The 12,407-nt window shown below is 61.1% G+C and carries 11 protein-coding genes; 2 read left to right on the top strand and 9 right to left on the bottom strand.

The window, feature by feature from the left end; translation table 11 throughout:
- Positions 1-30: 30 nt before the first annotated feature.
- Complete coding sequence (gene glmS, locus DXD39_RS09890; protein ID WP_117803962.1) at positions 31-1,878, bottom strand: glutamine--fructose-6-phosphate transaminase (isomerizing); 1,848 nt, start codon at positions 1,876-1,878, stop codon at positions 31-33.
- Positions 1,879-2,435: 557 nt separating this feature from the next.
- Here glmS and DXD39_RS09885 point away from each other — a divergent pair.
- Complete coding sequence (locus tag DXD39_RS09885; RefSeq protein ID WP_233541173.1) at positions 2,436-3,569, top strand: LacI family DNA-binding transcriptional regulator; 1,134 nt, start codon at positions 2,436-2,438, stop codon at positions 3,567-3,569.
- Here DXD39_RS09885 and DXD39_RS09880 read toward each other — a convergent pair.
- Positions 3,566-4,216: an HAD family phosphatase gene (locus DXD39_RS09880; protein ID WP_117803960.1), complete on the bottom strand. Its 651-nt coding sequence runs from the start codon at positions 4,214-4,216 to the stop codon at positions 3,566-3,568. The genes DXD39_RS09885 and DXD39_RS09880 overlap by 4 nt on opposite strands.
- 173 nt (positions 4,217-4,389) lie before the next feature.
- On the opposite strand from DXD39_RS09880, the gene DXD39_RS09875 reads away from it, so the two are divergent.
- Positions 4,390-5,268 carry an ATP-dependent sacrificial sulfur transferase LarE gene (locus DXD39_RS09875; RefSeq protein ID WP_117803959.1) on the top strand — a complete coding sequence of 293 codons (879 nt, stop codon included), beginning with the start codon at positions 4,390-4,392 and terminating at the stop codon, positions 5,266-5,268.
- Between the two features lie 98 nt (positions 5,269-5,366).
- Here DXD39_RS09875 and DXD39_RS09870 read toward each other — a convergent pair whose 3' ends face one another.
- From DXD39_RS09870 to DXD39_RS09840, 7 genes are all read right to left on the bottom strand, one after another.
- Positions 5,367-6,017, bottom strand: a complete 651-nt coding sequence (locus tag DXD39_RS09870) for an HAD family phosphatase (protein ID WP_117803958.1) — start codon at positions 6,015-6,017, stop codon at positions 5,367-5,369.
- A 212-nt stretch (positions 6,018-6,229) separates the two neighbouring features.
- Positions 6,230-6,682 (bottom strand): PTS sugar transporter subunit IIA, encoded by a 453-nt coding sequence (locus DXD39_RS09865; protein ID WP_089573499.1) that lies wholly within the window; start codon positions 6,680-6,682, stop codon positions 6,230-6,232.
- Between the two features lie 12 nt (positions 6,683-6,694).
- The gene (locus DXD39_RS09860; protein WP_117582935.1) at positions 6,695-7,633 is read right to left on the bottom strand and encodes a transketolase family protein; all 939 of its coding nucleotides are present in this window, start codon (positions 7,631-7,633) and stop codon (positions 6,695-6,697) included.
- Positions 7,633-8,463: a transketolase gene (locus DXD39_RS09855; protein ID WP_089573497.1), complete on the bottom strand. Its 831-nt coding sequence runs from the start codon at positions 8,461-8,463 to the stop codon at positions 7,633-7,635. Before DXD39_RS09855 ends, DXD39_RS09860 begins: the two co-directional genes overlap by 1 nt.
- Positions 8,464-8,527: 64 nt before the next feature.
- On the bottom strand, positions 8,528-9,211 hold the full coding sequence (gene fsa / locus DXD39_RS09850; RefSeq protein WP_117803957.1) for a fructose-6-phosphate aldolase: 684 nt from the start codon (positions 9,209-9,211) through the stop codon (positions 8,528-8,530).
- A gap of 125 nt (positions 9,212-9,336) precedes the next feature.
- Positions 9,337-10,605, bottom strand: a complete 1,269-nt coding sequence (locus DXD39_RS09845) for a class II D-tagatose-bisphosphate aldolase non-catalytic subunit (protein ID WP_055251764.1) — start codon at positions 10,603-10,605, stop codon at positions 9,337-9,339.
- Between the two features lie 144 nt (positions 10,606-10,749).
- Positions 10,750-12,222, bottom strand: a complete 1,473-nt coding sequence (locus tag DXD39_RS09840; protein ID WP_117779441.1) for a PTS fructose transporter subunit IIC — start codon at positions 12,220-12,222, stop codon at positions 10,750-10,752.
- Between the last annotated feature and the right edge of the window lie 185 nt (positions 12,223-12,407).

Here is a 12,407-nt window from a genome sequence, read left to right as displayed (position 1 = left end):
GGGCCTTGGCCGTTAGAACGGCGGAACCAACTACTCGACCGTGACGCTTTTCGCCAGGTTGCGGGGCTGGTCAACGTCGCAGCCGCGCAGGATGGCTACCTCGCGGGCGAGCAGCTGCAGCGGGACGCTCGCCGTGATGGGGCTGAACACGTCGCGGACGGCCGGCACGCGGATGATGCAGTCGGCGATCTTGTTGATCTCCTCGTCGCCCTCGGTGGCAACGACGATGACCTTGGCACCGCGCGCCTTGCACTCCATAAGGTTCGACACGGTCTTGTCGTAGGTGGCACTCTTGGTGGCCACGGCGATGACGGGGAAGCCCGGATCGATCAGCGCGATGGGGCCGTGCTTCATCTCGCCGGCAGCATACGCCTCGGCGTGCAGGTAGCTGACCTCCTTGAGCTTGAGCGCGCCCTCGTAGGAGATGGCAGCGCCCATACCGCGGCCCACAAACAGTGCCGACTGCGCGTCCCTGCACAGCAGGGCGGCCTCGTGCACGGCCTCGGTCTGCGTGTCCAAAATCCACTGGATCTGCTCGGCCGTATCGGAAAGCTCGCGGAACATCATGCGTGCCTGTTTGGTGGTCAGGCGGTACTTGACCTGCGCCAGCAGCAGGGCCAAAAGCGTGAGGCTAACGACCTGACCGATGAAGCTCTTGGTCGAGGCAACCGCAATCTCCTTGTTGGCCTTGGTATAGATGACGCCATCGCTTTCGCGCGCCACCGGGCTGCCCACCACGTTAGTGATGCCAAAGACCTTGGCGCCCTTGATGCGCGCATCGCGAATGGCGGCAAGGGTGTCGGCCGTCTCGCCCGACTGGGACACAGCCACGACAAGCGTCGTCGGCGTGATGATGGGATTGCGATAGCGGAACTCGCTGGCCGCCTCAACCTCGGTGGGGATGCGAGCCCAGCCCTCAATAAGGTTCTTGGCGATGAGGCCAGCGTGATAGCTAGTGCCGCAAGCGATCACGTAGACGCGGTCGATGTCGTTGAGTTCCTCGAGGGACAGGCCCAGCTCGTCGATATCGAGCTCGCCGGCGGGGGTCATACGGCCCACCAGCGTATCGCGCACGACGCGCGGCTGCTCGTGGATTTCCTTGAGCATAAAGTCGGGATAACCGCCCTTTTCTGCCATGTCCAGGTCCCAGTCGATGTGGGTGACCTTGGGCTCGATGACGTTGCCGGCCTCGTCGGTGTACTCGACGCCCGCGGGCGTGAGCTTGGCAAACTGACCGTCCTCGAGCACCACGACATCGCGAGTGGCATCGATAAGCGCGATCACGTCGGAGGCAACGTAGGAGCCGGTCTCGCCCACGCCGACCACAATCGGGGAGTCCTTGCGCGCCACGGCGATCACGCCGGGCTCGTCAGCGCACACGGCGGCCAGACCATAGGCACCGACCACGTGGGTGCAAGCCTCGCGCACGGAGGCCATCAGGTCGTGCGTCTCGGCATAAGCCTCTTCGATCAGATGCGCGAAGACCTCGGTATCGGTCTCGCTCTTAAAGTGGTGGCCGCGGCCCTCCAGCTCTTCGCGCAGCTCGGCGAAGTTCTCGATGATGCCGTTGTGGACGATGGCGATACGACCGTCGCAGCTGGTGTGGGGATGGGCGTTAACGACGGAGGGCTTGCCGTGGGTGGCCCAACGGGTGTGGCCGATACCGCAGGTAGCGTCACTGTCGATGTTGGAAAGCTCGCTCTCCAGGCCCGCGACCTTGCCCACGAGGCGGATGACGTCGAGGTGCGCCGCGGCGCCCTCACCCACCTCGAGCGCGACGCCCGAGGAGTCATAGCCGCGATACTCCATACGCTTGAGGCCCGTGACCAGGATGTTCTTTGCAATATCAGAGCCGGTGTAGCCGACAATTCCGCACATAGGATAAATCCCTTCGTTCGCGTGACTGCAAGACGTCCACGCACAAGGGGCGCTGAGACGCATAACGTTCGAGTATTGTACTCACGCAGGCGCAAGCTGATATACCAGAAGTGGTATCTCAACTTAGATACCACCCGATGCACACATGCCCAGCCGGTCCAAACCACCACAATGGGGACAGGCACCTTTGTGGTGGCCTGATCGGGCCGGCGCTCTGTCCCGGCGAAAGATCTCGATCTGTAACATCTGGGGCTCCGGAAGCCGGCTTAGTGTTACAGATCGAGACATTACGGTTCGGCCCCAGCACTATGTCTCGATCTGTAACAGGTAGAGCCGGTTTTGCCGCCCAGATGTTACAGATCGAGACAATTGAAGGCCCGGGCAGCTCAAGCCACCACAAAGGTGCCTGTCCCCTTCGTGGTGGTCGCGCTGGCAACGGCGTTTTCGCAGATAAAACCTACCAAAATAAACCTGTCCCTAATTGGCAGGTTTTGACACCCCAGGGGCGGGCGATGCTACAATCTGGCTTGTACTTGAAACGCATCAAAGGGGCCGCTATGGCAAAGGTAAAAATCAGCGACGTCGCGCGCGAGGCAGGGGTCTCGCTGGGCACGGTATCCAACGCGCTCAACCACCCCGAAAAGTTGCGCCCCGAAACCCTTAAGCTCATCAACGAGACCATTAATCGCCTTGGCTACCTGCCCAACCAAAGCGCCCGTCAGCTCGCGGGCGGCGCCACCAAGTCCTTTGGCCTGGTCCTCCCCCGTCTCGACCACGGCTTTTCGCTCCAGATTGCCAGCGGTGCCCACAACGAGGCACGCAAGCACGGCTATGACTTGCTCATCGCCAATGCCGATAACGACGACATTCTCGAGGATCATTACCTGCGCTATTTTATGGGCACGCAGATGTCCGGCGTCATGGTTCAGCCCATGGCGTCCCCCGATTGGCACCCCGCCATGACCAAGATTCCCGTCCCCATCGTCCATCTGGACGTCCATTGTTCAGAACCCGGTTACTACGTGGCCGCCGACAACGAGGCACAGGGGCGCATTATCGCCGAGCTAGCCATCGCCCGCGGCGCACACCGCATCGTCGTTGTAGGCCGAGCGGCATTTATGCAGCTCACCCTGCGCGTCCTTGGCATCCACAAGGCACTTGCCCTGCATCCCGATATCAAAATTGAGGTCATCGATGCCGGAGAGTGGAATACCGCAGCCGACGGCTACAGCATCGGTACCCAGATTGCCGAACGCCCTGCTGACGAGCGCCCCGATTTTGTCATCGGCCTGACCGACGTATTGGCCTCGGGCGTTATCTCGGCGCTGACCGACAAAGGCATTTCCGTCCCCGGCCAGATTCTTGTTGCCGGCTGCGATGGCAACCCGCTTGCCTGGAGCGGATCGGTCCCCCTCACCACGGTAGCACCACCGGGCTACGAGATCGGCCGCAAGGGCGTGCAGCTGCTCATGGAACAAATCGAGGATAAACCTGCCGCCAAGACCAAACGAGTCCGCATCGGCTCCGCCGCGCGCACCGTCACCACGGTCACGGCCACCGAGGACATTAACCGTCAGGAGCTCGTACGCCCCTTCTTGCTCGAGCGTGTGAGCACCCAAAAGGCCGAGCAGCACCCGACGGGCCCATCCGCGGCCCCAATAACCGACATCAACCTGGGCGCCTACCTTTAGCACACGACCTTGACCGCGGCCGTCAGATCGAACAGCGTATCGAGCACAGCCTCGCAGCCGTCCACCACGTCCTGCGGCAGCGGCACGATGTCGGGAACGGCAAACACATGGCAACCGGCCGTGATGCCCGAGACGCAGCCGTTGCGGGAATCCTCGACCACGGCGCACTCCTCGGGGGCAAAGCCCGCGCGCTCGCAGGCGAGCAGGTACATCTCGGGGTCGGGCTTGCCGTGCACGACGTCCTCGCCGCAGGTCACCGTCTCAAACTTGTCAAAGAGGCCGACCGTCTTAAGGTTGCGCTCGGCGGTAACGTGGCGCGACGACGTCGCGAGGCCCACGTGATAGCCCGCAGCCAGCAGCTCGTCCAGGCACTCGGCAGCGCCAGCCTTAAGCTCCAGATCGGTCTTGACCATCTCGTCGCGAATCTCCTTATGGCGACGATAGATTGCCTCAGCGGTTTCGCTGCTGTCGTAATGCTCCTCAAGGATGCCCATGACATCGGGCAGCGTACGACCGATAAACTGATGGATCAGCGCATCATCAATCGCGAATCCCAGCTCGGCCGCGCCCGCCTTCCACGCCTTGATACCCAAACGCTCGGTGTCGACCAGCGTTCCGTCCATGTCAAAAATAACGGCCTTGATCATATCGGTCCCCCATCTCTTCGCGCTGCTGTACTCCCGCAACTTTACCGCACCTGTAAACTTGTATATAACGTATATAGCATATTGCACTTTCGTTACATAGATAGAAGTCTTATGACAAGCGGCTCGGTAGGATTATAGTTTTCGACCGAGTACTCAACGGCAAGGATCGATTCATGCTTTCAGACACCACCGCACCTGCAGAGGGGCTTCAGGACAAACTCACAGCGCTCGAGCAGCTGCTTTTGGCATACGGACGCGTCGCCATCGGCTTTTCCGGTGGCGTCGACAGCAGCTTTTTGACCGCAGTCTGCGCCCGCATCATGCCCGCCAGCACGCTTCTCGTTCACCTCACCACGCCGCTCATCGGCACGCCCGAGCAGGCTTCGTTTGAGCGGGCGGTTGACGGGCAGGCCGATGAGGGGCCGCATTTCAAGCTCCCCGTGCTCAACCTCTCGGTCGATCAGCTGCAGCTCCCCCAGGTAGCCTGCAACGACGCCGACCGCTGTTACCACTGCAAGCGCGCCGGCTTTACCACCATCGTCAACCACGCCAGGTCGCTGGGTTTTCCCACCGTCATCGACGGCAGCAACGCAAGCGACCGCGGCGACTACCGCCCCGGCATGCGCGCCGCCCAGGAGCTCGGCGTGCGCTCGCCGCTTATGGAGGTCGGCTTTACCAAGGACGAGGAGCGCGAGCTGCTACGCGCCTGGGGATACCCCGTCTGGAACCTGCCGGCAGGAGCCTGCCTGGCCACGCGAGTCCCCACGGGCGAGGAGCTCACGCGCGAGAAGGTCGATGTAATCCGCACCTGTGAGGACTACCTGCACGACCTTGGCCTGGACCAGGTCCGCGCACGCCTCGTCGGCGGCTGCATGCATATCGAGGCCGCGCCGGCAGACGTCGCCAAGATCGCCGCCCTCGGCAGCACCGCGGTCAACGACGAGGGCAAGGCCCCGCTTCCCGCCGCCATCGAATCTGCCCTGCGCAACCTAGGCTGCGGCCATATCTCCCCCGAGGTCACCCCCTACATCCACGGCAACATGAACCAGTAACCTACCAAAAAGGGACAGGTTTATTTTGGCAGGTTTTATCTGGGGAAACGCAAGCGGGGCCACGCCGAAGCTACCGCCATCAACCTCGGCGCATACCTTTAGCGCACGGCCTTGACCGCCGCTGTCAGATCGAACAGCGTATCGAGCACGGCCTCGCAGCCATCCGCCACGTCCTGCGGCAGCGGCACGATATCGGGGACGGCAAACACATGGCAGCCGGCCGTGATGCCCGAGACGCAGCCGTTGCGAGAATCCTCGACCACGGCGCATTCCTCGGGAGCAAAGCCCGCGCGCTCGCAGGCGAGCAGGTAGATCTCGGGATCGGGCTTGCCGTTCAGGGTATCCTCGTTACAGGTCACCGTCTCAAACTTGTCAAAGAGGCCGACCGTCTTTAGGTTGCGCTCGGCCGCAACGCGGCGCGACGACGTCGCAAGACCCACGTGATAGCCCGCAGCCAGCAGTTCGTCCAGGCACTCGGCGGCGCCGGCCTTAAGCTCCAGATCGGTCTTGACCATCTCGTCGAGAGCATCCCTGTAGTGGGCTTCGACCGTCTCGACGATTTCGCGGCTGCCGTAATGCTCCTCAAGGATGTCCCTGACATCAGGCATCGAGCGACCGATAAACTGATGGACCAGCGCATCATCAATCGCAATCCCCAGCTCGGCAGCGCCCACCTTCCATGCGCTCATGTCCAAACGCTCGGTATCGACCAGCGTTCCGTCCATGTCAAAAATGACAGCCTTGATCATATCGGTCCCCTTCGCCGGCTTGTATTGCCGCCACTCTACCACACTTTCCAACTTGTATATAACGTATATATCATATCGCGCCAACCTGCTGAAAAGGGACAGGTTTATTTTGGCAGGTTTTATCTGGGGAAACGCAGACAGGGCCGCGACGCCTATAGCGTCGCGGCCCTTTTCCTTGGAGAAGGATCGATTAATGGAACGGAGAGCCCGTTCTAGCCCTCGAGCCCGGCGTTGATGAGCTCGGCAATCTCGACAGGATCGGTGCTTTCGCGCACCCTGTCACGGAAGCCAGCATCCATCAGCATCACGGCGGCCTTGGAGAGCAGACGCAGGTGCGTGGTTCCCGCTTCGCCGGCGGGCACGTACAGCGCGAGCGCCACATCGACGGGCACGCCATCAAAGCTCGGCCACTCAACAGGCTCGGACAGCTTGAGCACGGCCACGCCCGGCGTATGGATCGCATCGCTCTTGGCATGCGGAACGGCAAAACCGGCGACGAGGCCAGTCTCGGCCTCGTTTTCGCGAGCAATAAAAGCCGCCTCTACAGCAGACGCGTCATCGGCAAAACCAAGCTCAACAGCCTGCTCGGACAGATAATGCAGCGCGTCCTCGCGCGAGGCGGCGGCGTAGCCAATCGTCACTTGGTTGGCAGATACAAACCCCATGGAAAGCCTTCCTTACAACACGGACCTGACCGCAGCTTCGATGCCGTCGGCGTCCAAACCGTACTTATGCAGCAAATCGACCGCAGGGCCGGACTCGCCGTACACATCGCGCACGCCGACGCGACGCATCGGCACTGGATGCTGCTCCGCGAGCACCGAGGCAACGGCCTCGCCAAGACCACCGATAATCGAATGCTCCTCGGCGGTGACCACGCGACCGGTCTTCTTGGCGCTGGCAACCACCAAACGCTCATCGAGCGGTTTGATCGTATGCATGTTGATGACCTCAGCATCGATGCCGTCGGCAGCGAGCGCCTCGGCAGCAGCGAGTGCCTCAGCGACCATGAGACCGCACGCGACGATCGTGACATCAGAGCCCTCCCGTACAACAACACCGCGGCCGATCTTGAACTCGTAGTCCTCGTGATCGTTGATGACCGGTGTTGCCAGGCGGCCGAAGCGCATGTAGACCGGCCCCTCAAACTCATAGGCGGCGCGCACACAGGCGCGGGCCTCGACATCGTCGGCGGGAACGACCACCGTCATACCCGGAATCGTACGCATGAGTGCGATATCCTCGCAGCACTGGTGCGTGGCGCCGTCCTCGCCCACCGAAATGCCGGCATGGGTGGCGCCAATCTTGACGTTGAGGTGCGGGTAGCCAATGGAATTGCGGACCTGCTCGTAGGCGCGACCGGCGGCAAACATCGCAAAGGTGCTCGCAAAAGCAACGCGGCCCGTGGTCGCGATGCCGGCGGCAAGACCCATCAGGTTGCTCTCGGCGATGCCGGCATCGTAAAAGCGCTCAGGATGGGCAGTCTTAAACTTACCCGTCTGCGTAGCGGCAGCCAGGTCGGCATCGAGCACTACAAAGTCATCGTGCTCATTGCCCAGCTCGACGAGTGCCTCGCCGTAGCTTACGCGCGTGGCGACTTTTTTGACCTCTGCCATTAGAGTTCCTCTCCTGCTGCCGCGAGCTCGGCCATGGCCTGCTCAAACTGCTCGTCATTGGGCGCCTTGCCATGCCAGCCAACCTGGTTCTCCATAAAGGAGACGCCTTTGCCCTTCACCGTCTCGGCGATGATAGCGACGGGCGCGCCGGTCACCTCGCGAGCTTCGGCGAAAGCCGCCTCAATCTGCGCCATGTCGTTGCCATCGGCTAGCTCTATCACATGCCACTTAAAGGCGCGGAACTTGTCGGCAAGCGGCATGGCCGAGTTGACTTCATCGATCGTGCCGTCAATCTGCAAGCCGTTGTGGTCGACGACGGCAACAAGATTGTCGAGCGCATGGTTGCCGGCAAACATAGCCGCCTCCCACACCTGGCCTTCCTCGCACTCACCGTCGCCCAGCAACGTGTAGACACGGTAGCTGTCGCCCCAGTGCTTAGCGGCAAGCGCCATTCCAACTGCAGCAGAGATGCCCTGACCGAGCGAGCCGGTGGACATATCGATGCCTGGGGTATCGTTCATGTTGGGATGGCCCTGCAGTCGGCTGCCAATATGGCGGAGCGTCTCGAGCTCTTCGACGGGAAAATAGCCGCGATTTGCCAACACCGAATACAGGCCCGGCGCCGCGTGACCCTTGGAGAGCACAAAGCGGTCGCGATCGGCCTTGTGAGGGTCGGCAGGATCGATATTCATTTCCTCAAAGTACAGATACGTCATGATGTCGGCTGCACCGAGCGATCCACCCGGATGTCCCGACTTGGCCGCGTGAACCGCAGTCACGACACCCTTCCTGACCTCATTGGCGACCTTCGCCAGCTCCTGGTTGGTCATACGAATTCCTCTCTTGAGAACAACCCCGGCACCGGATGGCGCGATGCCGAGGGCAACCCAGTCGTTAAGCCTGAGCGACGACCTTCTGCCAGTCAGCCTCAAAAGAGGCGAGGCCCTGGTCGGTCAGCGGGTGATGCAGGCACTTCTTGAGAGCGGCCATGGGCACGGTCGCGATGTCGGCACCAAGAAGAGCCGCCTGGGTCACGTGGTTGGGCGTGCGGACCGAAGCGGTGATGATCTCGACGGTGTCGTCGACGTTCTTGCCGGTCCAGTCATAGTTCTTGATGCATGTCACGACATTGTCGAGCTGCGAGATGCCGTCCTCGGCGATGTCGTCAAAGCGGCCGACAAACGGGCTGATGTAGCGGGCACCGGCGTTGGCGGCCATGAGGGCCTGCGTCGGCGAGAAAACAAGCGTCATGTTGACGCGCACGCCCGCATCGGCCAGGGTGCGGCAGGCGGCGAGGCCGGCCTCGCACACGGGAAGCTTGACCACGATGTTGGGAGCCAGGGCGGCAAGACGCTTGCCCTCCTCGATCATGCCCTCGGCAGTGGTCGCGGTGGACTCAGCAGACACGGGCAGGCCCTCGCAGAGCTCGGCAATCTTGAGCATATGGGGCTCAAAGTCGGCGAGCTTGCCGCCGGTCTTGGCGTACAGGGACGGGTTGGTGGTGACGCCGGCAAGGCAGCCCCAGCTCTTGGCCTCGGCGATCTCGTCAAGGTTGGCGGTATCGATAAAGAACTTCATGGTGCAAACTCCTTCTAAGGAATCCAAAACTCAAAAAATAGGACAAAGGGGATGTCCCTTTGTCCTATGTGCCGGGCCTGCAGCTGGGACATGCCCCAGGCCCGGCGTCGTGTAGGAAAAGCTACTTAGAGAGCCTTCTCGATGCGGCTCGTGACGCCCTTGAGGTTAAGACCGACGACGTACTGCTTGATCGGGCGCTTGATGTGCTCGATCACAAAGCGCTTGCCGTCAATGTCCTGGGCAGCGAGGTTGCGATAGAGCTTCTCGACCTGCTCCTTGACCTCGGGATCGTTGAACGCGTAGTGGCCGGAGACATCCAGAATCTTCAGGCTGAGCTCGTCGTCGGCCAGAATGTCGTCAACCTGCAGGTTGACATCGTCGCCGGTCATCCACTTGCGCCAGCGCTCGGTCTTGATGGCCTTGACCAGCAGCGTGTGATACAGATCGGAGGGATCGTCGCACAGGCCGTTGTCGACCAGAATCTGCTCGGTAGCGCAGAGCTTGAGGTAAGCGCGGGTCTCCTCGGTGCCGTACTGAGGGGCGACATTGGAAGCGGTCACGTGTGCCGGGATGTGCTCGAGCAGCGTCGCGTCGTCCAGGTAGTCGGCGTTGTGCTCCTTCAGGCCCACGCCGTAGCGCTTGGCCATGTCGGCGAGCTCGCGGGCATTCTTAAAGTTGTAATGACCGACCTGCTCGGTCCAACGGGTGAGCGTACCGGTCTGGCCGACGATAAAGGTGGGCATGGGGCAGCCGCGCTTCTCGAGCTCGGGCTGCAGCTGAGAAATGAACTCCTCGTACTTGTCGGTGGAGGTCAGGCCGCCATTGGTCTCCTCGGTACCGACCTCATAGGCAACCTCGGGCAGGTTATGCTCGCGACGGTACTGCTCAAGATAGTCGATAAGATCGATCGTGCGGCGAAGCACCACGTCGAGCGGAATAACCTTGCCGATCTGATAGGGGTCCTTGGTGGGGTCGACCATCAGCAGGTCAAAGCCTGCCTCCATGTCGGCGACAAAGGACTTGCGGGCGAGCTCCATGGCCTCGTCCTCGGGCAGGTGGGCGTTACGCTCCTCGTCGCGCTGCCACGGACCGCCGTGATCGCGGCACAGGTAGTACGGACCGGTATAGCCCACCTCGTCGGCAACCTTCTTAATGTCGGCGGCAAAGCGCGTCTGGTCCCAACCGTTGACGTAGCCGGCGCCCATCTCGTCCATATCGACCTGGTTGCGGCTAGCGATAAACATGGGCGGGAAATCCTCGTCCTTGGCAAGCTCGAACACGGCCTGAATCAGGTTGGGGCTCATGGGGCCAATGCCGACCATGGTTGCGTGATCGCCGCTGTCCTGCAGCTTGAGCATGCCCTGAACGGCCTGGCGGATGGTGAGGTTGGACATTTTGTTCTCCTTCTCCAGAGGATTTTTGACAAAAGTTCCCTGGGACCCAGATGTGGGCCCTATCAGTGCGGATGGATTTTGTTGTGTAGGGGCGGTTGTGCGGAGTCAAATCCATCCCTCCGCACAACCGGAGTCCTTAAAGGTTTACTTGGCCTGCTTATCGAGCGTGGGCTTCATGGCAATCAGGATTGCAGCGGCGACCAAGGAGCCAATCACGATGTCCAGGCAGAACAGCGCGACGTTGTTGGTGGCCAGGGCGACAATAAAGCCACCATGCGGAACATAGCAGTCGATGCCCTGGAAGGCGGCAAGCGCCGCGCCCACGGCAGAGCCGATGCAAATGCCGGGCAGGGTGTGGCCAAGATCCTTGACCGCGAAGGGAATAGCGCCCTCGGTAATACCGATGCAGCCCATGAACAGCGCAGAGATGCCCATCTGACGGTCAGCGTCATCGAACTTGTTCTTGGCGATGAGCGCAGCGAGGCCGCAAGCAATCGGGGGAATGGCGACGGCGACGCGGAACATACCGTTGGGGCCGTAGATGCCGGAGGCCATGATGGCCATGGTAAAGGTCGAAGCGGTCTTGTTGATGGGGCCACCCATATCGAAAGCGGTCATAACGCCAATGACCAGGCCCAGGACGACGGCGGAGCCGCCCTGCAGGCTGCCGAGCACGCTGGTGAGCCAATCCATCACAAAGCCAAGCGGCGTGGCCAGGATGTAGATGTAAGCCATGCCCAGGACGAGCGAGGTCAGAATCGGGATGATCAGAATGGGCATGATGGTCTGGATGGTGTTGTTGACCTTCCAGGTCTTCATCCAGCGGACAAAGTAACCGCAGATGACAGCCATGATCATGGCGCCCAAGAAGCCGGTCGAAACGCTGTTGCCGCTCGGGGTGACGACGGCGTTGTTAACCAAGTAGCCCAAGACGAAGCCGGGGGCAAGTGCGGGCTTACCGGCCATCGAGTAGGCGATGTATGCCGCAAGCACCGGAATCATCATAGAGATGCCGGCCATGCCGATAGTGTTAAGACTCACCATCAACGGGTTGGTGACCTCCATACCGCTAGCACCGGCAGTACCGGATGCCAACGAGAAGGCGAGGAACACGCCACCGATAACGACGATGGGGATAAAATAGGAAACACCGGTATTGAATGCATTGAGCAGCGTCTTGCCAGGATCGGCAAAGATGGACTGCTTGGACGCCGGTGTCGGGGCCTGCGGGGCAGCGGAGACGGCCTTCTTCTCTGCCTTGGCCTCGGCCTTGGACGCGTCAACGGCACCGCCCGTCGCCTTGATGATCTCGACAGCCTGGTCGATAATCTTTACCGGATCGGCGATTACATCCGAGGTGCCGACCTTGAGGAACTTGCCCTCAGCCATCTTTTGCTCAAAACGGTCCTCGTTCTCGACACCCACGTCGACGGACTCGAGCACCAGGTCGGCGGAATCAACGTCTTCCTGCGTGAGCTCATTCTCGATACCCAGACCACCCTGAGCCTCGACTTTGCACTCGATGCCACGAGCGGCGCATTCATCCTGAATCGCCTTCTGGGCCATATACGTGTGGGCGATACCCACGGTACAGGCGGCAACGCCTACGATCTTCATTGCTTCCCTCTTTTCATAGAGTTGCGTGCGCAAGACACCGTTTGCGGAGGCCTCCGGAGCATCCCCTGCCGTTTGGACTTGCTGTCTTTTCGACAAGACCAATATAGGTGCTCGTTTTTCTTAATGCCAGTTTATTTCGGTAAACGCGCAGGTCAGAGCGTTGGTTACGCTATTTAGTTATGCGT

The sequence above is a fragment of the Collinsella sp. TM04-29 genome (assembly GCF_003466565.1).
Taxonomy (GTDB): Bacteria; Actinomycetota; Coriobacteriia; order Coriobacteriales; family Coriobacteriaceae; genus Collinsella.
This window is presented reverse-complemented; position numbering and strand designations above follow the sequence as displayed.